A 22,139-nucleotide genomic window follows, 5' to 3' on the forward strand; every position below is an offset into this window, starting at 1 on the left:
CGTCTCCTCTCGTTTTGAGTTGATCATCACGCTCATTGCGTGTGTTGCTGCGCCAGAAGGTCCAGCTGTGATTGTTTCTTCTTTTCAAGCAACCGCACTGAGAGCCCCAGATGTCGCAGGGCGTTGGTGTGCTGAAACTTCTCCTGATAGTAGAGCTGCACGAGCGTTGTCTCTGAGGTAAACAGCGCAAGCTCCGCCTTCCGCAGCTCGTCGAGTGCGGTTAAAACCTGCGCGAACTGTGCAGGCGCCGCCAGCGTTTCTCTGCGTGCGGCCTCATAGGCACGTGCGCGGCGGGCGGCCTGAAACTGCAGCTTCTTGTGTCCTGCAAGTGCCAGCTGGAACAGATTGCTCGGGCTGGCATCTTCTCTTGCGGGTCTGGATCCGTTCAACACAGATGGGGTGAGCACGGGCTGTAAGTGTGAGGCGCGCTTTCCGGTGAGTGCGGCGTATCTTGCATGAGCGACAAAAAGCTCGTTCTGGATCAAGACGCGGAGTTCCTTCATGGATACAAGTGTTTGATCCTGCAGGTCTTCTGCTTGTGAAACGATTTCCGGTGCTATCTCCTGACTGTTGCTTTTAAGGTGGGCGAGCAGGGTTTCCAGCTGAGTGGTATATGTGCCGTACAGGTAGAACACCCGCGTCTTCTGGTAGAGATCCAGATAGGCCTCCAAAACCTCAAGACAGTGCTGGTTTTGCTCTTCTAGCTTGGCGTACTCCCAACTTTCGGTGGTTTGTGCGTTGGTGAAGAGGAAATGGTCTTCAACCGCATCGCGAAACGTGCTGGCGCTGCTTGATGGGGCCGCGGCTGAAAGGACAACTGCGCAGGCCAGAGGGAGGGCCCAATTTTGTTTTAAACGCAGATTGTGCCACTCCAACATCCCGCAGCTCCAAACACTTGTCTGCCGAAATCCGGCAGGCCAACACCATTAAGATTTTATTAACAATTGCACCTAGGGAACCTGAATTGGCTGAAAGTGACAATTCTGAAATCAGGGTGCCGAGATGGTGTAGATGAAAAAGAGGGGGTAGTTTTTGGAAGATGTGGAGGTGCTAATTGGAAGGCGCGCCGTGTGTGTCGCAGCGGGCAGGGTGTTTTGGGAGTGTTCATTTCAACAAACGGAGATACTAGAGCATGTCTTCTCTTCAACTACACTTTTTGAATGCGCGCGGCACATTTGCGGATCTTCGCGATTGGATACATGATTGCCTGACAGAGACACACCAACTGGCTGTTCAACTGATGCCGCTTCGATCGCTTGATGTCGTTATCTCAACGGGTAAGCGGGTTATAAAGGAAAAGGGACATCTCGGATATGCCCCTGGGCCAGGCACCATATTTGTTACCGTTGATCCCGACAGTCCGGCTCTAAGAGCTAATGCAGTTTCCTCCCTGGAACGCATGTTTGCACACGAGCTTCACCATGCAGCACGATGGGATGGGCCCGGTTATGGGGCGTCCCTGGGAGAGGCCTTGGTATCGGAAGGCCTTGCAGGACATTTCGCACGAGAGGTTTGTGGCGACGTTCCGGAGCCGTGGGAGCAATTGCCGGAAGACGAAATTCGTCGACATGTGGGAAGGGCAAAGCAGAGGTGGACCCAGACAAACTACAATCATGGTGAGTGGTTTTTTGGTTCAGGCGATTTGCCCAGATGGCTCGGGTATTCGATGGGGTCCCGCATCATTGAGCGGTTCTTCGCTCAGCATCCTGCTCAAACGGCATCCCGTTTAGTGGACGCAGATGTAGGTGAGTTTCGAGCTAGTCTCGAAATGCTATGATAGCGTCATTCCTAAGATGAACTAGGCCCTTAGCTGCCCTGTAAAAATCGATACCAGCGCACTCAGCGTGGGCGCTTTCTCTCAACTCTGGGACAGATACAGCAAAAAAGCCTGAGCACAGGCGGTGCTCAGGCTTTGGATTGTTTGTGATCCGGCTGTTTAAGCGAACTTGCGGCGGGCGTCGGCGGCGAGGCCAAGGCCTACGGCGCCGAAGACATTGCCTTCAACCACAGACGCGTTTGGCATCAGGGACTTGAAGTGTTCGCGCAGCATGGGGATGCGGGTCGTGCCGCCGGTGAGGAACATGCTGTTGATCTGGTCTGCAGTCACGCCAGCTTTGTTCAGCGCTTCCTGAATGGTGGTTTCAATTTTGCTCACAGAAGCGGCAATGGCAGCGTGGAAATCGGCGTTGGTTGCTTCAACCAGTACGTCCTCTTCTTCCAGCTCAATCTTAAGGCTCGCAACTTCGGCGGAGGACAGGTCAATCTTGGTCTGTTCCACACGGGTGGCGAGCAAGTGGCCGTCCTTGGCGCGGATCACTTCGCGCAGACGCTCCACCAGATGCGGCTGTGCGGCTTCGCGGCGGACTTCACTCAGTTCTCGCAGGATGTTGGGGGAGTAGAGCTGGTTGATGAACTGCCAGGTGGCCAGATCAAAATAGTATTTGGAAGGCAGTGCACGCTTGCCATCCTTGGTCATGGTTTTGTAGCCCAGCTGCGGCATCACCTGCGAAAGCGACAGCAGGCGATCAAAGTCTGTTCCGCCGATATGGATACCGGTGTTCGCGAGAATATCGCTGGACCGGTCCGCCGCGTTCTTGCGCTCCGGTGATACGCGGATCACGGAAAAGTCTGCAGTACCACCGCCAATATCCAGCACCAGAATAAGCTCCTCGCGCGTCACGGTTTGCTCATAGGCGAGCGCTGCAGCAATCGGCTCATATTGGAAGGCGATGTGTTGGAAACCCTCTTGACGCGCGATTCCTTCCAGCGTGTTTTGTGCTGCACGGTCAGCCACTTCATTGCCGTCTATGAAGTGCACAGGACGCCCCAGAACCACCTTGGTCACATCTTCCTGCATGTGCGCATCAAGCTTTTTCTTCAGCTGGCGCAAGTAAAGCGCGATGATATCGCGAAAAGCCATGCGGCCGCCCATAACAGCGGTTTTTTCCTGAATGAGGGAGGTGCCCAACACGCTTTTCAGCGCCTGCATAAGGCGGCCCTCATCCCCCCGGATGTACTCTTCCTTGGCTTTGCGGCCATAAACGATTTGCTCGTCTTCAAAGTTGAAGAAGATCGCAGACGGCATTTCCGTGTGGTCCTTTTCCAGCATCACCAGCTCTGGGCTCGTGCCGGAAAAAATGCCCACGGTTGAGTTCGAGGTTCCAAAATCGATGCCTGCGAATGCGCTGTTCATTTTAGACCTCTCAGTATGCCTCACGTCAGGCAAAAGTGTACTTGCGCCAGACAAATGGCCGCTTCAGTGGATTTTCAGGTTCGGGATGCCCCCCAAAGGCATTTGGGAGGTCGGGCTTGATACACGCTGCTCGGTGGGATTGCCAGTTAATTTTGAGGGGGCTTGGATATCTTTGTGGGGGAAGAGCGAATTCCCTTAAGAAACAGAGTCCTGAGCAAGCACCCAAAGAATACGGGGGTGTGTTTTCAGAATTGCAACAATAGCTAGTATGGCCCTAGGTTCATGCTCTGTTTCCCTCAAATCCTGAGTGTGCCATGACCTCGCAGAAAACAGCTTTGATTACAGGTGTGACTGGGCAGGATGGCGCCTACCTCAGCCGCTTTCTGCTGGAAAAGGGCTACCGGGTGCACGGGGTCAAACGGCGGTCCTCCAGTTTCAATACAGGCCGGATTGAGGGGATCTATCAGGACCCGCACGAGCAGGATGCCCGCTTCATCCTGCATTATGGTGACCTGACCGATGCAACCAATCTCATCCGCATCATGCAGGAGGTTCAGCCCGATGAAGTCTATAACCTTGGGGCGCAATCTCATGTGAAAGTGAGCTTTGAGACACCGGAATACACCGCTGACAGCGTCGCACTTGGCACATTACGGTTGTTGGAGGCGATCCGCATTCTCGGGCTTGAGAAGAAAACGAAGTTCTATCAGGCAACAACATCTGAGCTGTACGGGGTGGTGCAGGAAGTGCCGCAACGCGAAACCACGCCGTTTTATCCGCGCTCGCCATATGCAGCGGCCAAGCTTTATGCCTACTGGATCACGGTCAACTATCGTGAAGCCTACGGAATTCACGCAAGCAACGGCATCCTGTTCAATCACGAAAGCCCACTGCGCGGGGAAACGTTCGTGACGCGCAAGATCACACGCGCGGCGGCGGCGATCAGTCTTGGCCTGCAAGATAAGCTTTATCTGGGCAACATAGATGCCATCCGCGATTGGGGCCATGCCCGTGATTTCGTTGAGGGCATGTGGGCCATGCTGCAGCAGGATGAGCCGGATGATTATGTGCTGGCGACCGGCACCATGACATCGGTACGCCGGTTTGCAGAGCTGGCCTTTGCCAAATGCGGCCTGCCGATCACATGGCGGGGGAGTGGGGTGAGCGAGACCGGTATCTGCGCAGAAACCGGACGCACGCTGATTGAGATTGATAGCCGCTACTTCCGGCCCTCCGAGGTGAATGAGCTGTGCGGGGATGCCAGCAAAGCCAAGGAAAAGTTGGGGTGGCAGGCCAAAACATCACTGGAAACACTGATCGAAGAGATGGTGCAGGCCGACCTGATTGAGGCGAAGAAGCAAAGGGTGTTTGAAGATGCCTGATCTGTTTAATCTTGAGGGGAAAAAGGTTTTTGTTGCCGGACATAAGGGCATGGTCGGGCAGGCGCTCATGCGGCGGCTGGAGCGTGAGGATTGCGAGCTGCTGACCGCCGATCGCAGTCAGGTGGACCTGACTGTTCAGAGCAAAACACAGGCGTTCATGCAGGAGGCGCGGCCCGATGTTGTGATCGTTGCCGCTGCCAAAGTGGGCGGGATCTGGGCAAACAACGAATACCCCGCTGACTTCCTTTATGAAAACCTTGCTATTGAGACAAACCTCATTCGCGGCGCGTTTGCAGCGCAGGTACAAAAACTGTTGTTTTTGGGGTCCTCGTGCATCTATCCCAAACATGCGCCGCAGCCGATCAAAGAGGAAACGCTGCTTTCAGGGGAGTTGGAGCCCACAAACGAGTGGTATGCCATTGCCAAGATTGCAGGAATTAAGCTCTGTCAGGCGTTCCGGCGCCAGTACGGGTGTGATTTCATCTCCGCCATGCCCACCAATCTTTATGGACCGGGCGATAATTTTTCTCGCGCGAGCAGCCACGTGCTGCCAGCCTTAATGCGCAAGGTGCATGAAGCCAAAGTGAGCGGCGCCTCGTCCTTTGAGATTTGGGGAACGGGCACTCCGCGCAGAGAGTTCCTGCATTGTGATGATTGTGCCGATGCACTGGTACACTTGCTCAAAAACTATTCGGCTGAAGAGCACATCAATGTGGGCTTTGGTGAAGACATCTCCATACTGGAGCTGGCGCAGCGTATCGCCGGGTTGGTTGGCTATCAGGGGGCCATTCATCAGGACACCTCAAGGCCAGATGGAACGCCGCGCAAACTCATGAGTTCGGCCCGCCTGCGGCAACTGGGATGGCAGCCCTCCATCTCGCTGGATCGCGGTATTCAGGAGACCTATCAGTGGTTTTTAGAGAACCGGGCACAAGAAGAAGCGGTTTGATCCAGCTTCCTTGAAAACACTTGGATACCCGCAAATACCGCAGTGAAATTGCAAGACGTCTCAGCCATGTTATCCCGCTGGTATCGGGCGTTGACGCAGGGGGATCCCTCAGCGTGCTTCAGCCTCGAAGTAAAAGGGATAACAACATGATTGAACGCATGCACACCAAGCAGCGTATGAGCAAGATCGTCAAGCACAACGGTACGGTCTATCTGTGCGGTCAGGTGGGTGTTCGCGGTGAGAGCATCAAAGAACAGACAGCAGAATGCCTGCGCCGCGTGGACGAGCTGCTCATCGAGGCAGGCTCGAGCCGCGAACAGATCCTTCAGGCAATCGTCTGGCTTTCCGACATGCGAGACTTTGCGGAAATGAACGAAGTTTGGGATGCATGGGTCCCAGAAGGCCACGCCCCCGCCCGCGCCTGCGGCGAAGCCCGCCTTGCCTCTCAGGAACTGCTCGTCGAAGTCATCATCACCGCCGCTTATGAGTAAGCCCTGCCGGTGTTTGGAGCAACTGCCGCTTGATTACATTTGATCAGGCGGCATGTTTCTTACCATGTGCGCACCAACGGCTGGGATTGTCCGGCTATGTGAGCATCTGGCCAGTTTGAAAGATCCATCCATCACCGTCAGCTACGTCGAAGAATACTGCTGCTGACAGCTGCGGCGAACATGTGGAGGTGTGGTTGGGGAGGTAGAAGAGCTTCCACTTTCGGGAAGATTTTGATCGTTTCCCTGCCAGCAAAGACGTGTGTGCAATGCCTCGTAAAGCTACGGCTGTTTGTCTGAGTAGTAGTTGTTCAGTAAATCAGAATACTGAGAAAGGCTTGGAAGTCCAACGTCCGCCCTGCGTTTGTCTACATTTTGGGGATCTGCAATGGTGTAGGGAATGGCCTTTTGGTCCGTTCCAATTTTAAACTGAGTTCCGTACCGCTGAGCTTTTCCGTTATGAACTAGGACTCGATCAGTTAACAACGCATAATTTTGACCACTTAACTCCCCAGCATGAAAAGACCTTTTAGCAAAAGGAAGGAATTCCTCTTGAAAATCATAGTCGGGTGAATGTTGAATGATCAGCCAAATAGCATTCAAGCCATCCGTTTCTATATCTTCGGTTTTTAGCCACCCATAATAGCCAATAATTTCCTTTAGTCTTTGAGTATTTCGAGTATCAATCTCATGCATTTTTTGGGCAGTTAAATCGGTATAGCCCTCCTTAACAAACACTTTGCGAATATCCTGATCATTCTCCGCCATGTTAAGCAGTTCAGCACGAACATTGCTCAACTCATTTGTACTGGGCGCGGCGTGAAGGTAACTTAAGCTATGCCATTGAAATGAAAAGGCTAATACCATGAATGTTACTCTGAAATTTAACAACAGTCACTCCATTTATATATTAAAGAAACGAAGCTCGCGGCGAATGTTTTTGGCTTGCCCGTTGAAAGAGCATCTATCAATTTTGCATAAAACGGCCCCGGCGTGGCAGTGCTTTTTAACAGAGGTATAGTCTCAATGAAACCGAGCAACATTTCTGCCTGATAAGCAGAAGTATTGAGGCATTGTTGGTAGTTCAGGCAGGGTGCAAAATAGGGCTGTAGCGCAGACTATAAGAGGGCCGTTCAATACTACTGCTGATCGCGCTGGATAACATCCAGAAGTAGCCACTTGAGCGATCAAAAGGCTGGTGCGCTGAATTTATCCATTCGCATTCCCTATGCATGCACGTGTCACCTAATATGTCGGATAACCTCGGAAATTGCCTTGTATATCCGCAATTACGCAGCGACTATATCGTTCTTGATTTGTTCAATAATATGGATTTCAGAATGAATGTTCGCAGCATAATTTTCGATTGGGACGGGACGCTCGCCAAAACGCTGGATTTATGGCTCGAAGGTTTCCAACGATCTTTCGAAAAGCGTGATCTTACATTTCAGCCCAATGAGATTGTGAGTGAGTTTTTTTATAACTACGACAAAGTGCAGGAGCGATATCCCAGGATGGACTTTCCAGCGGTAGCTGAAGAAACGCGGGGCCACGTTCATCAAGAGGTTCACACGGCGTCTTTGTATGAAGGCGTTCAAGATACTCTTAACGCGTTGAAAAATAAAGATATTACGTTAAGTTTGGTAACTTCAAGTGCTCGAAAGCTATTAAATAAAGGAATGGGTGCTCACCGTCTCGAAGAGTTTTTTGCCTCAACGGTCGCTGGAGATGACGGATATGGTCACAAGCCAGACCCTCAGCCGTTTGCAACCACACTGGAGCGGGTCGGCGCAAACGCGAGTGAGACGCTCGTGATTGGAGACTCGCACGTCGATATTCTAGCTGGACAAGCCATTGGGTGCCAAACCTGTTGGTTCGCGCCCTCCCACAATCGGCTGTTTCATGATTTTGACCATATAAGATCCATAGGTGCAGACCACGAAATCAGTCGCATTCGCGAGCTCGTCGATTTGACGTGATTTCCGGTCCCGTAATATTTAGAACTATGCGTTTGGATGGTGTTGTTGGAGTGGATCAATCTCACTTTAAAAACGCAAGGCCGCCCGCTAAGTTGCACAAAAACTTATCCTCCTCTGGATTCCCTCCACTACTCTAAATCCCATGCCTACGTAACGGGCTGCTGGCGGGCCGTCCGTCAGTTGGTCGTAGGCTGGGCGGGGCTACTGTGAAGGGTAACGTATTTTGCAGCGGGTCCGTGGAGGTTGCCCAAACGCCATGAGTGTTGGGGCGGGAGGATGCGCGGTTAAACTAAAGGGCGTCAGCACTGCCGACACTTCTCTGCGAGAAGTGTCGTTTACAGCGTCTTTTAGAGCTTGGCCATAGCCTCCTACAAAAACGTCCGGGCAAGGCGACAGCCAATGCCGAAGAAACTAATTTAACAAGTAGCGCAGGTGTTGCCTGTGTGCCTTGCCCATCCCGTTTTCTGCGGGGTTTCAGCTTCAACACTGCATGGCAAGCCATGTGGTGCTAAACGTGTTTGTACCAGTCAGAGCGCGTTGAAAATATGCTCGGGCATTTTGTGCTGCACGTCCACTTTGCACGCAAAACCTATATGGGCCAGCACATCGCGTTTGGGTTTGATCCCCGGTGCCACCTCGGTCAGAACCAGCCCATTGGGGCCAAGCTGAAAGACGGCGCGTTCGGTCACATAAAGCACTTCCTGACCGATCTTTCTGGCATTGATGGCGTTAAAGGTGATGTGGTCCGTTTGCTGCACAAACTTTGGGTGCGATCCATTGCGGATCACCCGGAGTTTGTCATTGCGAAAGTCCACCTGCGTCTCCATACCGGTCAGCAAGCCGCAAAACACCAGTTTTCTGGCGTTTTGAGAAATGTCGATAAAGCTGCCGGGCCCAACGATCTTGCCGTTGACGGTTGAAAGGTTCACGTTCCCGTGCCGGTCCACCTCGTTCATGCCCAGGAACGCAATGTCCAACCCGCCGCCGTTATAAAAATCAAACTGATCCAGAGAGGACAGCAGGGATTCAGACCCCAGCGCCGCACCGTAAAGAGCATCACCAAGAAACTGGCCGTTGTAGTGGCCGTGTTCGCACGACATGCAGATCTGCTGCGCCAGATGTTGGCGCTGCTCGGTAAAATGAATGCCTGAGGGAATGCCGAAACCGATATTCGCAGAGGCATTTTCGGTCAGCTCCTCGGCCGCCCGCCGCGCAATCACCTTTCGCGCCACTTCGCTTGGCTCGTTTTGAACGCGTGGATGAGATGGTTTGATGTCCCCGCTGAGCGCCGGGCTATAGGGCGTGTCATAGGCGATGGTCTGATCGGGCGTTTCAACCAGTGCGTCCACCAGCACACCGGGCACGGCCACGGAGCGGGCAGGCAGGCTGCGGGTCTGCACGATGTTGCGAACCTGCGCAAAGCAATGCCCGCCGCTGTTGTGTGCAGCCATTGCCAAGCTCAGGAAGTCCAGCGTGACAGCCTCATGGTCAAGGCTGAGATTGCCTTTTGTGTCGGCAACCGAGCCGCAGATCAGCGCAAGGTCGATCTTGAACGGGCGGTATCGGAGATATTCGCGGCCATGCAGGTGAAGCAGCTCAACCAGCTCATGCTTGCTAGCCTCGTTGCATTTGCCGCCGGTCTGCCGCGGGTCAACAAACGTGCCCAGACCGGTATGGGTGATCAGCCCGGGACGTCCTGCGCCGATCTCGCGGATCAGCTGCTGAATGACACCGGCGGGCAGGCAGTAGGCCTCCAGCTTGTTCTGAAACACGAGTTTACGCAGGGAAGGGGTCGAAACGAAGTGCGAGGTCACGATCCCGCGCAGCATGCCTTTGTGGGCAAAGCGGTTCAAGCCGCGTTTGTCGCCATCGCCGATGGAAAGAGCGTTCACGATGAAAAGGTTTTTGGGATGACCAGTGGAAAGGAAACGTTGCTCGATCGCCTCCAGCAATGCCTCGGGTGTTGCCAGACCCCACCCACAGCCACCAATGACGATGGTGTCGCCATCTTGCACAAAAGCTGCAATTTCACGCGCACTGCAGATCTGCATCCTGCCGGTTCCCGGAGTTCGTATATGTTTTCTTGTTCCGCGAATTATGGCCCAAACACAAAAAAGTCCCGTTAAAGCACAGCCCGACGAAGTAAAGCGCTTTTGAAACAAGTCCTTAAGCACGTGTGACAAGAAGATACTTTTCAAATGAGTAAAATTTGATATGTAAGTAGCTCAAATTTCCTAAAAGACTGGCTTAAAGTTGACTGTGTCCGGGCAAGAACAGATTTATCAGGTTGGTGACTTCCTACGTGGTGGCGGTTTTCGCGACACCTACGAATGCGCAAGCGATCCCACCAAGCTTCTGAAGTTTGACCGGTATGGAGCAGGGACGCGCAAGATCAAGAGCCGGGGCCCCGTGAAAGACCTCTTTCGCAAACTGCGGGCCAAGCTTGGTTACAAGAAGCAGCGCCTAACCGGCAATCAGGATGAACTGTTGGGGTGGCAGCACATTCAGGAGGTCGGCCTTGCCGGGCATCACGCCTTTACCCGTGTCCACGGAATGGTGGAGACCAATCTGGGTCCGGCGCTGATGATCGAGAAGATTAATAACTTCGCTTACTCAGAGATTCGAAGCGTTCGGGATTATATAAAGCAGCATGGTCGCATTCAGGACGCTGAACTTATCCGCGCTCTGGTGGAATACTTTAAGATCTTACGTGCGCATCATGTTTCCTGTTTTGCGGATCGTCCGGAAAATATGGGAATTGTCGTCGACACTCACGGCAAGACCTACATTAAGTGCTTTGACGTGAAGACCTATCTGGATCACCAGTTCCTACCGATCAATAAGATCGAGTATTTCAGGAAACGGAGGATCCAGAGGCGTCTGGACCGTCACTTTAGTATCCTGAGCGGCGAGAATGCAGCTGAAGGGGCGAGAATCTAACGCTGTTTGTCCTGTGTGTGTGAGTGACCAGTCATTAGTGACTCTCTGATACTACGTCGTGGTCAGACACCGTGTATCCGGTGCCTCTCAAGCACCAATTTTCTTCACCTATAGAAACCTTGCAACTGAAGCGGGCTCGTTTAAGCTTGCGCAATTATATTACTTCCGGTGCGAACTCTTGAGCGCTGTTATTTTGAGCTAATGTATTTGAGGCGGGGATTATGGGGCAGGAACAGGCAGTCAATACGTCAGTCTTAGGGTTGTTCAAGCTGAGCGCGTTTCGCCGGTTTGTTGGTGTTCTTATTCCCGCTGCACTTGCAGACTGGATCGACTTTATCGCCATTATGGTTCTGGTCAGCTACACTTGGGAGATGGGACCGACCGAGGTCGCCAGCGTGATCATGGCGGCGACCGTGCCGCGTGTCATCTTCGGTCTACCTGGTGGAGTGCTGGTGGATCGGATCGGCGCTGGACCGGTTCTGATCGGCGGCTTGGTTATCCGCGCAGGCCTGATGCTGGGTATGTTCTTTTTCGCCACCAGCCTTCCAGTTCTCATAGGCTTTGTCTTTCTGAAGGCGACCGTTTCAGCGGCCTTTATGCCTGCGCTTCAGTTGACGCTGAAGAAGGTAGTCCCCAGCAATATGCTGACACAGGCAGTCAGTGTGCATCATTTTGTGATTCAATCGACCAAGATCTTCGCGCCGGTGTTAGGCGGAGCGTTGCTTGCCATCTGGAGCCCCTATCATGTGTTCTTGCTCGGTGCAGGCTCATTTGCGTTTGCATCTCTGGTTTGCTTGAGCGTGCTCGGCCTGCTCAAAAATGACAGGCCCGAAGAGCGGGAAGGCTCTGAAGCAAGAGACAGTGTCCTGAAGGATGCGAAGGTGGCGTTCGCTTTTCTGTGGCAGACACCGCGTCTTCTTTTAGGTGTGTCATTGATATGCCTCTTCACCTTCAGCGTCTTTCTTTACGAAGCCGTACTGCTATTGCTGATCAAAGAAACTGGACAACCTGAATCATCTGCCGGACCAATTTTGGGATCGATTGGAGTTGGCGGGCTTGTTGGAACCTACGTGACGGCGAAGATCGGCGACCGTGTTAACTTGAGCATGTTGATGGCCATCGGGTCCTTTTTCGGCGGAGCCCTTACTCTCGTGGCGGGTTGGATGCCGTTTAGCCCGGAACCCTTTGGTCTGCAGACACAAATGGGTCTTTGGTTTGCGGGCGGTGCATTTATCAGCCTAATCACGGTTCCGTTTGGGGCAATCGTTGTGAAGCAAACGCCGGAGCATTTGCTTGGCCGTATCTCCTCAGTCGGCGAGATGCTTCAATCCGGTTTGATGCTGATCTCGATTCCCATTGGCGCATTTCTTGCCGAGCAATGGTTTGTCTCAATGCCCTTCTTCGTAGGCGGGGCGGTCATGTGCGGGGGCGCCTTAGTCGGCCTGTTCGTTGCCTTGAGCCTTGGTAAAGGTCCGGATGTGGCAGGGACGGTTTCAGAAGAAGCTGTCTAAGCTTGCAACCCTGCCTGTACGACTTTAATTGCGCTCGACCTTACTGAAAGACTGAGGCATGCTTGCCTCATTGCTCAGACCTGCTGAAGCAATGAGGGGGATAACATGACAGGTTTTGTCTTCAACACGTCAGCCAGTGTTGTGTGTGAGCCCGGCGCGGTTCAAAGGCTCCATGAGCTTACACTCGAGACTATTGGCGAGCGTGTGTTTCTGGTCAGCGATAAGGGGCTGGTGAATGCCGGACTGGTAGCACCTGTCGTAGAGCAGCTGGAAGCTGTCGGTGTCCATGTCACTGTGTTTGACGATGTGGTCGCTGATCCGCCGGAATCTGTTGTGCTGCAAGGTGTGAAGCGCGCAAGAGCTGCAAAGGTGGACGGCGTCATCGGGCTGGGGGGCGGTTCCTCACTGGATGTTGCCAAACTCGTTGCCTTGCTTGTTGGGGGAGGGGAGCGTCTCTCGGATATCTATGGTGTGGGCATGGCAAAAGGAAAGCGGTTGCCGCTGATCCTGATCCCAACCACTGCCGGAACAGGCTCTGAGGTGACGCCCATCTCCATCATCACCACCGGAGAGGCAGAAAAGAAAGGCGTGGTCGCGCCGCAGCTGCTGCCAGATGTGGCAGTGCTGGATGCCGACCTGACCCTCGGCCTGCCACCACACGTGACGGCGGCAACGGGCATTGATGCCATGGTGCATGCGATTGAGGCGTACACGTCAACATCGGCCAACAACAATCCCATCTCGCGGATGTTGGCGAAGGAAGCCCTGCGCTTGCTTGGGGCGAACATCGAGAAGGCGGTGAATACGCCGCACGATAAGGAGGCGCGCTCAAACATGTTGCTCGGGTCCATGCTCGCAGGGCAGGCGTTTGCCAATTCGCCCGTGGCGGCGGTGCATGCGCTGGCCTATCCGGTGGGCGGGATCTTTCATGTGGCGCACGGCGTTTCCAATGCGTTGGTGCTGCCGCATGTGATGCGGTTCAACCTGCCAGCCTGTGCAACCGCCTATGCCGAGCTGGCACCTCTGGTCTTTCCGGAACTTTCACAGGTGCCAGAAGATCGGCGGGGCGGCATGTTCGCAGACCGTTTGGCCGAGCTTGCCAAAGTGCTTGGCATTGAAACCACCCTGCGCGAAGTGGGTATCGAAGAACAGGACGTGGCCAAACTTGCCAGTGAAGCGATGAAGCAAACACGCTTGCTGGTGAACAACCCGCGAGAGGTGGATGAGTCCAGCGCCATACAGATTTATCAGCAAGCCCTTTGAGAACATGCTGGAGCAAAGAGTTTAAACCATGAGCAAACCCCAAAAGCCGACCCCACATCGGCGTGCTGACTATAGTTTCTTCAGCGATGTGCAAACCCGATGGGAAGACAATGATGTTTACGGGCACATTAACAACGCGGTGTACTACAGCTACTTTGACAGCGCGGTGAACGCTTATCTCATCGCGCATGGTGCCCTTAATATTCATGAGGGAGATGAAATCGGGCTGGTTGTTGAATCCGGCTGCCAATATTTTTCAGAGATCGCCTATCCGCAGAAGATTGATATTGGGCTGAGAATTGGCCATCTGGGCAACAGCTCTGTGCGCTATGAATTGGCGCTGTTTGCACAAGACAGTGAGGTCGCCGCGGCGCAAGGGTTCTTCACCCATGTCTACGTCAATCGCGATAGCCGGAGGCCTCAGGCACTATCGCCTAAGTTGCGCAGGGCACTTGAGATGCTTCTACCCAGAATTGTCGAGGCTGACCTCTGAAAAACTCTGGATTTGAGCCAACTTACTTTAAGTACGTGCTGAATACATAATCGGTTGAAATCCTCAAAATTCCCCTGGGTATTGCTGGATTTGCCTACTAATTAACCACTGGTTGAGATTTTCAGCACTAATATGCCGCCAAGTCATGGGCAATGGCTTTTGTTCGGGAGTAATAAGGTCATGGGGCGGGTCCTCCAGCTGTTTAAAAATTTGCAACTGTCGACGAAGATCGGTGGTGGCTTCATTGTTGTTCTCTTGCTTTCGGCTGCAGCCGGCGGGATCGGGGTTTATTCGATCTCTCAGCTCACGCAGCAAACCGAGATGACAAACGCAACCATGCGTTTGATGCAGGGGCTGCAGGATACGAACTCAGCGCGCGAAACATATCTGCGCAGCTTGAGTAAGGATGATGCGAGCGCAGCAGCTGAACAGCTGGACCTGTTAAGCGGAGATCTGGACGCGCTTCATGCGCAGTTTGTTGCCGAGGGCAAAGACGGATCTGCATTTGAAACAGCCGTCGAAGACGTGGCAGCCCTGAAGCGTCTGTTCAGCCGTGTCCGCATGTCCTCCGACATTCAGGAGACACAGGTTGCCAAGATGATGACCGCCGTGGTCAATCTTCAGTCAATTGGCACCAGCGTGCAGGCAGATATCTCCAAGCTGGCACAGGCAGCAGCTGAGCAGGACAAACTGGCGAAAGCACAGCTAAAAGATGCTGACCGGGCAGGCCGCCTGGTCGCTATGATTCAGGGGCAGGCCCTGGACATGCGCTACTTCTTTGTGAAAGCAACAACCAGCTCCGAAGAAGGCGCCATGCGCAAAACATTGCTAAGTGCTGCAAAAGCACGTCGCGAAATCACCAAACTGCAGAAGATCGAGCTCACGCACCTTGACCCGAAGGTGCTTGCGACTCTGGCAGATGTCTCCAATATTCTGGTTGATAAACTGAAGGCCCTGCGCGACTCCACTGATTTCTCAGAGATGTATTCTCTTCGTCAGGATATTACCCAAAGCATTGATGTGCTTGGTGAGACTGCCAAGCTGGTGATTGGCTTCACCTATCGCTCCATTGATGATGCGAACAGACAGATGGAGGAAGCGGTTGCGCGGAAGCAGACAGTTGATGCTGCGCTGGCATCTGTCTCCAATGTCATGCGACGTACGTTTGCCGTAAGTTCATCCTCCCTTGCCTTCCTGCGTGCAGGCTCTGGCATGGTGTCAGATGCAGTCTCCACTGAGATTGATGAGCTCGGTGCGGCGGGCCGCGAGTTCAAAGCTGCGGTGAAGGATATTGTCGGCGGCGAGCAGGCTGCAAAAGAGGCGATGAAGCAGATTGGCGCTATTCGTGCCGGCTTTGGGTCAATGGCCAACGGCAAGCAGGAACTGGCAAACCTTATCTCATTCCTGACCGGCCAGTCTGAAACCGTTCAGGGTCAGATCATCAATATCGCGGCGATTGAAGCTGAAAATGCAAGCGCTGCCGGGAAGCTGGCAACCAACCTGATCATGACAACTGTCGCTGTGGGTCTTGTGCTCGGAATTTTGATCGCGCTCGGTCTGTCCATTGCGATTACCCGTCCGACGAAGCGCTTGACCGGTACCATGGAGCGTCTGGCAAAAGGCGATACTGAAGTGGAAATCGCAGGCCTTGAGCGTGGTGATGAAATTGGTGACATGAGCCGGACAGTTCAGGTCTTCCGCGACAACGCTTTGGAACGAGCCCGTCTGCGCAAAGAGCAGGAGCAGGTTGCTGAGAAGGATGCGCAGAAACAGCGCGAAATCGAGCAGCTGATCACTGACTTCAGAAACACCGCCACCAACCTGCTCTCCTCTGTGAACAACAGCATGGGCGAGATGGGTCAGACCGCCAGCACAATGGCGGACCTTGCCCGTGGCACCTCTGACCAGACGGAGCGCGCTGCTGCGTCCTCAACCGATGCTGCAAACAACGTGCAGATGGTGTCTGCGGCGGCTGAAGAGCTGAGCAGCTCCATTGAAGAGATTGCCCGCCAAGTGAGCGCAACAACCTCTGTTGTCGCCAAGGCGACCGATAGCGCGCACATGTCCAACGACCGCATCAAGCAACTTGCTGAAGCGACAGTCAAGATTGGTGAGGTTGTTGGCCTCATTCAGGCAATCGCTGAGCAGACCAACTTGCTGGCGCTGAATGCGACCATTGAGGCTGCCCGCGCTGGAGAAGCAGGGAAAGGCTTTGCAGTTGTTGCAGCTGAAGTGAAAGAACTGGCGAACCAGACTTCCAAGGCGACTGAAGAGATTAGTTCCCAGATTTCTGCAATTCAGAACTCAACTTCAGATGCTGTATCCTCCATTGAGGGAATCTCCCATACAATGGATGAGGTGACAGCGTTCACCTCCGCAATTGCGACAGCAGTTGAGCAGCAGGGTGCGGCAACCACCGAGATCAGTCGCAATGTTCAGGAAGCGGCGATGGGCACATCCAGTGTGAACGAGAACATGACACAGGTGTCCGACGCGGTGAATGAAACCAACGCGGCCTCCACACGTGTTCTGACGGCGTCTACTGAAGTTACGGAAAGCACTCGTGCACTTGGCAGAGAGGTTGATGACTTCCTGACAGCGGTTGCAAAGGTCGGCTAATACCGCCGAACAATCCGGATCTTAAAGGCAGCTTAGGGCATCCAAGCTGCCTTTTATTTTGCGCTCAGTTAAGCGCTGGGTATTTCTGCGAAATCTGTATAAAATTGCGGTTATACCTAAAGTAAATAAGCAATACGGATAAGGGACTGAGTATACAACTTTGATGCACCTCAAAGATAAACGTAGTGATTGCGATATATTGGGAGACTTCGGATTCTAGTTGAGAGATATACTTCAGAGATCTGATGAAAATAAGATATCCGGTATAGATATTAGCAACTCATCAATTTCTGGAACTACATATTTCAATTTTTATGAAACTTATTGCCAAAGCAACATTGCAAGAATTTTGAGGCAGCTATGTCGTCGGGTACACAACTGTCGGGCGCTGAGAAAACATTCAGCGAGGCGGACATTATCGTCAGTAAGACCGACTTAAAGGGCAGAATAACTTATTGCAACGAGATCTTCTGTGAAATCGCAGGCTACTCCTATCAGGAGTTAATCGGTCAGCCACACAGCGTTATCCGACACCCGGATATGCCTCGCTGTGTTTTTGAGTTCCTCTGGAAGCGCATCGCAGATGGAAATGAGGTCTTTGCGTATGTCAAAAACCTTTGCAAAGACGGTGGGTTCTACTGGGTGTTTGCCCACGTCACTCCAACCTTTGACGGCGTTGGGAACATCATCGGTTATCACTCAACTCGCAGAGTGCCTGATCGTCAGATTCTAGAGGGCGTGATTATTCCGTTTTACCAGCAGCTCGTCGAAATTGAGCAATCGCCAAAGAACCGCAAAGATGGGCAGCACGAAAGCTCCGAGTTCCTCTCTACATATCTCGCCGATAAACGGGTGACCTATGATGAATTTATCCTCACTCTCTAAGAGTATCTGGCTAAACTGCCTGTCTGCAGCAGCTTGCCTCTTCATTGCCGTTCTGGGTATTGCAGGCGACAACAGCCTTATTCAGATCCTCTCAGGATTAGCAGTCCTTTTTGCAATGTCCGCGCTGTTCTTCCTATTCAAGGTAAGGGCGGTCCTCAAACACGTGACAGATACCGCTGTGTCGCAGGCAAGGGGAAATCTGGAAGCACGCACTCTTGTGGGATTGGACAAGGGGGAGCTGAAGGACCTTCTGGCAAATGTCAACTACGCCACCGACAAAATGGATTCCTTCATGCGTGAGATGGTAGCGTCTACGCATGCTCTGTCTACCAACAAGTACTATCGGCGCATTGTAACGCGCGGGTTGCAGGGATCGTTTCTGGTTTACGCAAGTCAGGTGAACAGCGCGACGGCGAAGGTTCAGGAGTGTATCTCTGAATTCTCCGGTCAAACCGATGCCTTTGAGCGCCTGACCAAAACTGCAACGCAAACTCTGTCCGGTGCTGGTGAGAACATGAGCGGAAATGCGCAGCAGATGGGACAGTCTGCCGATCTGACACTTGAGCGCGCATCCGCTGTGACCGTGGCCTCTGAAGAAACCTCCGCCAATGTGCAAACCGTCTCAGCTGCTGTTGAAGAGCTTTCAGCGTCCGCCAATGAGATCGGCAATCAGGTCAGCTTCACTGCTGAGGTAACAAAAGCAGCGGTGCAGGAAGTTCGCGCCGGGGAAACGAAGATTAGCAGCTTAAGTGCTGCTGCTGAAACCATCGGCGATGTTGTCGAGCTCATCAGCACGATTGCGGAGCAGACCCATCTTCTGGCACTCAACGCCACGATTGAAGCGGCGCGGGCAGGGGAGATGGGCAAAGGGTTTGCAGTTGTTGCTGGCGAGGTAAAGGATCTGGCGGGCCAGACCTCCAATGCCATTGGTCAGATTTCCGGCCAGATCGAAGCCATCCAAACAGCAACCGCTGAGACGGTGACGTCCTTCGGGCAAGTTGCGGAGTCTATTTCCAAAATCGAAAGCGTAACCGATGCGATCTCGCTTTCTGCACGTCAGCAAACGGAAGCAACCTCCGAGATCGCGCAGAACATCGCGGAGGCCTACACCGGGACGCAGCTCGTCGCCAGCAATGTGGCAGATGTTTCGACCTATGCAAATGAAACGGAAACAGCAGCGGAAAGCGTCATCGGTTCAACAGTGGAAATGAACCAGCAGATCGCATCCCTGTCCACTGCGGTAGCTCAATACATCACCAATCTGCGTAACGGCCCACTGGCCATGAGCGAGATAAGAGGCTGACAGGTTGATTGTCCTACTCTGAGACCAGATCTGGCCTGCGATGGTCCGGAAGGAACTAATTGCGGCCAGAGCGACGCTGACACTTTGGGTTTAAGACAGGCTGAACCCTACAAGAAGCGGAACTTAAACACTTCTTTGATGCCGGAAAGTGCGAGTGTGGGTAAGGCCGCGATAAAGAAAGTCTCAAAGAGATGGTTGAGGGCCACAGGCACCGTGCCCAAAACATAGTTTCCCGGTGGAGAGTAAATTGCCAAAAGCGATAGGGTTGCAGATAGCACAACCGCGACCAGCAGAACCGAATTGCTGAAGGGGTATTTGCTGAACAATGTCCAGTTCGCACGTGAATCAAAGATATGCCAGAGCTGCCCGAATATCAGAGTTGAGAAGGCAAGGGTCTGGGCATAGGGAAGGGATAAGCCCCTGTTCAATGCGATTGCAAACATAGCAAATGAGACAAATCCGATCGCCAGACCGCGAAGAACAATCCGTTGCTGCATGCCGTCTCCGAAGATGTTCTCGCTACGAGCTCTTGGAGGCCGCTCCATCAGGTTGGAATCTGCAGGTTCAAGACCCAGTGACAGAGCAGGCATACCATCTGAGACCAGATTGACCCACAAAATCATAAGAGGAGTTAGCGGGAGCATTGCATCTGAACCCATAAGGGTAAATGCAAACAAGATCGCAGAGACTTCGGCCACATTGGCTGTGAGCTCCTGGCGAATAAATTTGCGTTGATTGTCGTAGATGCGGCGCCCTTCGCGCACGGCTTTCACGATCGTAGCATAATTGTCATCCAGCAAAATCAGCGAGGCACTTGCTTTTGCTACCGCGGTACCGGAGATGCCCATGGCAACACCAATATCGGATTTACGCAAAGCTGGCGCGTCGTTGACACCGTCTCCCGTCATCGCTGCGATTTCGTCATTCTCCTGCAGTGCGGAGACAATACGCAGCTTATGCTTTGGCGTAACACGCGCAAAGACGACAGCGTGTTTGACGACCTGTTGCAGTTCCTGATCACTCAGGCGATCCAGCTCTGCGCCGGTATGTACGGTTTGGGTGGGAGATGTCTTGAGGCCAATGCGTTCCGCAATGGACGTCGCTGTCGCAGCATGATCGCCGGTGATCATAATCGTACGAATTCCGGCACCACGGGCTTCCGCCAGTGCCTGGGTCACTTCTCTGCGCGGCGGGTCCATAATTCCATGAATCCCAATCAGGACGAGATCCTGCTCGGGATCCTCTGGATCAAACCCGCTTGCGTCCAGCTTCCGGTAGGCAACCGCAAGCGTTCGAAGGGCTTGTTCGCCATAACCGGAAATCACCTGCTCCACTTCTTTGGAGGCATCCTCATCCAGAGGGATGTCCTTACCGTCCTGTCGCAGGAACTTGGACCGTGCCAGAATGACATCAGGTGCACCCTTGACCACAAGGCACTCTCGGCCATCGGGTAGCGCAGCATGTATGCTCATCAACTTGCGGGTGGAGTTGAAGGGGTGATGAGAAATGGTTTTAAAGGAATGCCCTTCGAGGTCTTGCTTGTAAATTCCGGCAGTTGCAGCTGCAATCAATAGCGCCCCTTCCGTCGGGCTACCCATAACAGTGCTTCCCGACGCCGTATCGGTCAGCACCGCGTCATTGCAATAAGCTGACATTTCCAGCATGTCGCGAAGGTCTGGTTCTTCCGTGATACGGGCTGGGGTGTTGCTGCTGTCAACTATTGCGCCTGCGTCGTCACCCTCAGCATCCGCGAAGCTCCAGTAGTTGCCAGCGGCCCAAAGGGACATGGCCTTCATCTTGTTTTTCGTCAGTGTCCCAGTCTTGTCTGAGCAAATTACAGATACGGTGCCAAGTGTTTCAACGCTCGCCAATCGTTTGGTCAGGGCGTTGTTTTCGGCCATCTTCCTGGAACCGAGCGTGAGAACTATCGTTATCACCGTCGGCAGTCCTTCAGGAATAGCTGCAACAGACAAGGAGATGCCCATTGTCAGAATATCAAAGGTCTGCATTCCATTGAGCAGACCAATACCGATGACAGCTGCAACCACCAGCAAGGCAACGCTGATGAGGATACGTGAAAGGCTCTCCATTCTCAGTTGGAGTGGTGTTTTGGCGAGTTTGGCCTGCGAAATCAGATGGGCAATTTGTCCAACTTCAGTCTCCATTCCCGTTGCTGTAACAACTCCAACACCGGTCCCGTTGGTAACATGGGTGCTCATAAATCCCATGTTAAAGCGCTCGGCTAGAACTGGTTCGTGAGGGATTTCATCAGTCGTTTTGAAGACCGCTTCAGATTCTCCGGTAAGCGCAGATTCATCCACCTGCAGTTGCGAGTTCTCTATGAGACGCAAGTCCGCAGGAATGATGTCACCTGCTTTCAGCTTCACGATATCACCCGGAACGAGGTCTTCAGCCAGAATATTGCTGGCCTTGCCATCACGCAGGACCACCGCTTTGGGAGCTGCCATTTTGCTTAAAGCAGCCAGGGTCTGTTCGGCTCGCCATTCCTGAAAGAACGTGATTGATGCGTTGATGACCACAATTAGGAAGATTGCAATCGCATCCACCCAATGCCCTGTATATGCAGAGATAATTGACCCGATGAGAAGGATAATGAGAAGTGGGTTCTTCGTCTGTGACAACAGAAGCGAAAGGACAGATGTGGTGTCGTCTTGCTTGAGCGAGTTCGCCCCAAACTGCGCTTGCCTTTGCTTCACGACTTCATGGGGTAACCCATGCTCGGGATCAACTTTCTGACTTGCAAGGACTGCATGTATACTCAAAAGATAAGGGGGTGATTGGTACTCAGTTCGCTGCTTCATTCCACACCTGCCATAGATGGCTGTAGCTGCGTTGGTCTCGCGTCAAAACTGTAGCATGCCATTATGAGTCGTGCACTGATAACCAAGCTCATATGGAGGTCCTGGAGTATATGTCGCAGTTTGATCTGTGAGTTGGATACGCACTTTAAGGTCTCTCGTCGACTCTTCCCTCGGTGCTTTGTGGGCACGTTCCAGAAGTATTGGAAGCTTGCATGATGTTGCTGCGCTCACCCGTCTTTCTGCAAGTCAGATTACGAATTTGCGCATTGATAACAGTCATCTAAGCTCTATCGGTCTTGAAAGGCATGACAT

Annotated in this window: 17 protein-coding genes; 12 read left to right on the top strand and 5 right to left on the bottom strand. The window is 53.0% G+C overall.

Annotated features, from left to right (window positions below):
- Positions 1-32 precede the first annotated feature (32 nt).
- On the bottom strand, positions 33-878 hold the full coding sequence (locus tag IE076_RS17900) for a hypothetical protein (protein ID WP_189438156.1): 846 nt from the start codon (positions 876-878) through the stop codon (positions 33-35).
- A 254-nt stretch (positions 879-1,132) separates the two neighbouring features.
- Between IE076_RS17900 and IE076_RS17905 the strand changes: the two genes are divergently transcribed.
- Positions 1,133-1,777 (top strand): DUF2268 domain-containing putative Zn-dependent protease, encoded by a 645-nt coding sequence (locus IE076_RS17905; protein ID WP_189438157.1) that lies wholly within the window; start codon positions 1,133-1,135, stop codon positions 1,775-1,777.
- A gap of 159 nt (positions 1,778-1,936) precedes the next feature.
- Here the strand turns inward: IE076_RS17905 and IE076_RS17910 are convergent, their stop codons facing one another.
- Positions 1,937-3,193, bottom strand: a complete 1,257-nt coding sequence (locus IE076_RS17910; protein WP_189438158.1) for an Hsp70 family protein — start codon at positions 3,191-3,193, stop codon at positions 1,937-1,939.
- 314 nt (positions 3,194-3,507) lie between these two features.
- On the opposite strand from IE076_RS17910, the gene gmd reads away from it, so the two are divergent.
- The 3 genes from gmd (at position 3,508) to IE076_RS17925 (ending at position 6,015) form a co-directional block, all read left to right on the top strand.
- The gene (gene gmd / locus IE076_RS17915) at positions 3,508-4,575 is read left to right on the top strand and encodes a GDP-mannose 4,6-dehydratase (RefSeq protein ID WP_189438159.1); all 1,068 of its coding nucleotides are present in this window, start codon (positions 3,508-3,510) and stop codon (positions 4,573-4,575) included.
- Entirely contained in the window at positions 4,568-5,524 is a 957-nt protein-coding gene (gene fcl / locus IE076_RS17920; protein WP_189438160.1) for a GDP-L-fucose synthase, read from the top strand. Before gmd ends, fcl begins: the two co-directional genes overlap by 8 nt.
- 146 nt (positions 5,525-5,670) lie before the next feature.
- A complete protein-coding gene (locus IE076_RS17925) occupies positions 5,671-6,015 on the top strand; it encodes a RidA family protein (RefSeq protein ID WP_189438161.1) in 345 nt (114 codons plus the stop codon).
- A 279-nt stretch (positions 6,016-6,294) separates the two neighbouring features.
- Here IE076_RS17925 and IE076_RS17930 read toward each other — a convergent pair whose 3' ends face one another.
- Complete coding sequence (locus tag IE076_RS17930) at positions 6,295-6,879, bottom strand: DUF6624 domain-containing protein (protein WP_189438162.1); 585 nt, start codon at positions 6,877-6,879, stop codon at positions 6,295-6,297.
- A 383-nt stretch (positions 6,880-7,262) separates the two neighbouring features.
- Here IE076_RS17930 and IE076_RS17935 point away from each other — a divergent pair, with 383 nt between their 5' ends.
- On the top strand, positions 7,263-7,991 hold the full coding sequence (locus IE076_RS17935; RefSeq protein ID WP_209009224.1) for an HAD family hydrolase: 729 nt from the start codon (positions 7,263-7,265) through the stop codon (positions 7,989-7,991).
- A gap of 527 nt (positions 7,992-8,518) precedes the next feature.
- Here IE076_RS17935 and IE076_RS17940 read toward each other — a convergent pair.
- The gene (locus IE076_RS17940; protein WP_189438163.1) at positions 8,519-10,042 is read right to left on the bottom strand and encodes an acyl CoA:acetate/3-ketoacid CoA transferase; all 1,524 of its coding nucleotides are present in this window, start codon (positions 10,040-10,042) and stop codon (positions 8,519-8,521) included.
- Between the two features lie 208 nt (positions 10,043-10,250).
- Here IE076_RS17940 and IE076_RS17945 point away from each other — a divergent pair, with 208 nt between their 5' ends.
- From IE076_RS17945 to IE076_RS17975, 7 genes are all read left to right on the top strand, one after another.
- On the top strand, positions 10,251-10,931 hold the full coding sequence (locus IE076_RS17945; protein ID WP_189438164.1) for a YrbL family protein: 681 nt from the start codon (positions 10,251-10,253) through the stop codon (positions 10,929-10,931).
- Positions 10,932-11,152: 221 nt separating this feature from the next.
- Positions 11,153-12,442 carry an MFS transporter gene (locus IE076_RS17950; protein WP_189438165.1) on the top strand — a complete coding sequence of 430 codons (1,290 nt, stop codon included), beginning with the start codon at positions 11,153-11,155 and terminating at the stop codon, positions 12,440-12,442.
- 105 nt (positions 12,443-12,547) lie between these two features.
- Positions 12,548-13,705, top strand: coding sequence for an iron-containing alcohol dehydrogenase (locus tag IE076_RS17955; RefSeq protein WP_189438166.1), 1,158 nt, complete (start codon positions 12,548-12,550; stop codon positions 13,703-13,705).
- Between the two features lie 28 nt (positions 13,706-13,733).
- Entirely contained in the window at positions 13,734-14,198 is a 465-nt protein-coding gene (locus tag IE076_RS17960; protein ID WP_189438167.1) for an acyl-CoA thioesterase, read from the top strand.
- 180 nt (positions 14,199-14,378) lie between these two features.
- Positions 14,379-16,817, top strand: a complete 2,439-nt coding sequence (locus tag IE076_RS17965) for a methyl-accepting chemotaxis protein (RefSeq protein ID WP_209009225.1) — start codon at positions 14,379-14,381, stop codon at positions 16,815-16,817.
- Positions 16,818-17,177: 360 nt separating this feature from the next.
- On the top strand, positions 17,178-17,702 hold the full coding sequence (locus tag IE076_RS17970; RefSeq protein WP_189438168.1) for a PAS domain-containing protein: 525 nt from the start codon (positions 17,178-17,180) through the stop codon (positions 17,700-17,702).
- Complete coding sequence (locus tag IE076_RS17975) at positions 17,680-19,005, top strand: methyl-accepting chemotaxis protein (RefSeq protein ID WP_189438169.1); 1,326 nt, start codon at positions 17,680-17,682, stop codon at positions 19,003-19,005. Before IE076_RS17970 ends, IE076_RS17975 begins: the two co-directional genes overlap by 23 nt.
- A 107-nt stretch (positions 19,006-19,112) precedes the next feature.
- Here the strand turns inward: IE076_RS17975 and IE076_RS17980 are convergent, their stop codons facing one another.
- Positions 19,113-21,827 (bottom strand): cation-translocating P-type ATPase, encoded by a 2,715-nt coding sequence (locus IE076_RS17980; protein WP_189438170.1) that lies wholly within the window; start codon positions 21,825-21,827, stop codon positions 19,113-19,115.
- Between the last annotated feature and the right edge of the window lie 312 nt (positions 21,828-22,139).

This window comes from Pseudovibrio japonicus, assembly GCF_014651595.1.
GTDB classification, from domain to species: domain Bacteria; phylum Pseudomonadota; class Alphaproteobacteria; order Rhizobiales; family Stappiaceae; genus Pseudovibrio; species Pseudovibrio japonicus.

What these genes read in the sequence shown, in the direction of transcription:
- IE076_RS17910 (WP_189438158.1), bottom strand. Translation starts at nt 3,193, where the DNA reads ATGAACAGCGCATTCGCAGGCATCGATTTTGGAACCTCGAACTCAACC.
- IE076_RS17950 (WP_189438165.1), top strand. Translation starts at nt 11,153, where the DNA reads ATGGGGCAGGAACAGGCAGTCAATACGTCAGTCTTAGGGTTGTTCAAG.
- IE076_RS17905 (WP_189438157.1), top strand. Translation starts at nt 1,133, where the DNA reads ATGTCTTCTCTTCAACTACACTTTTTGAATGCGCGCGGCACATTTGCG.
- IE076_RS17930 (WP_189438162.1), bottom strand. Translation starts at nt 6,879, where the DNA reads ATGGTATTAGCCTTTTCATTTCAATGGCATAGCTTAAGTTACCTTCAC.
- IE076_RS17965 (WP_209009225.1), top strand. Translation starts at nt 14,379, where the DNA reads ATGGGGCGGGTCCTCCAGCTGTTTAAAAATTTGCAACTGTCGACGAAG.
- fcl (WP_189438160.1), top strand. Translation starts at nt 4,568, where the DNA reads ATGCCTGATCTGTTTAATCTTGAGGGGAAAAAGGTTTTTGTTGCCGGA.
- IE076_RS17935 (WP_209009224.1), top strand. Translation starts at nt 7,263, where the DNA reads ATGTCGGATAACCTCGGAAATTGCCTTGTATATCCGCAATTACGCAGC.
- IE076_RS17955 (WP_189438166.1), top strand. Translation starts at nt 12,548, where the DNA reads ATGACAGGTTTTGTCTTCAACACGTCAGCCAGTGTTGTGTGTGAGCCC.
- gmd (WP_189438159.1), top strand. Translation starts at nt 3,508, where the DNA reads ATGACCTCGCAGAAAACAGCTTTGATTACAGGTGTGACTGGGCAGGAT.
- IE076_RS17960 (WP_189438167.1), top strand. Translation starts at nt 13,734, where the DNA reads ATGAGCAAACCCCAAAAGCCGACCCCACATCGGCGTGCTGACTATAGT.
- IE076_RS17975 (WP_189438169.1), top strand. Translation starts at nt 17,680, where the DNA reads ATGAATTTATCCTCACTCTCTAAGAGTATCTGGCTAAACTGCCTGTCT.
- IE076_RS17970 (WP_189438168.1), top strand. Translation starts at nt 17,178, where the DNA reads ATGTCGTCGGGTACACAACTGTCGGGCGCTGAGAAAACATTCAGCGAG.
- IE076_RS17925 (WP_189438161.1), top strand. Translation starts at nt 5,671, where the DNA reads ATGATTGAACGCATGCACACCAAGCAGCGTATGAGCAAGATCGTCAAG.
- IE076_RS17980 (WP_189438170.1), bottom strand. Translation starts at nt 21,827, where the DNA reads ATGAAGCAGCGAACTGAGTACCAATCACCCCCTTATCTTTTGAGTATA.
- IE076_RS17900 (WP_189438156.1), bottom strand. Translation starts at nt 878, where the DNA reads ATGTTGGAGTGGCACAATCTGCGTTTAAAACAAAATTGGGCCCTCCCT.
- IE076_RS17940 (WP_189438163.1), bottom strand. Translation starts at nt 10,042, where the DNA reads ATGCAGATCTGCAGTGCGCGTGAAATTGCAGCTTTTGTGCAAGATGGC.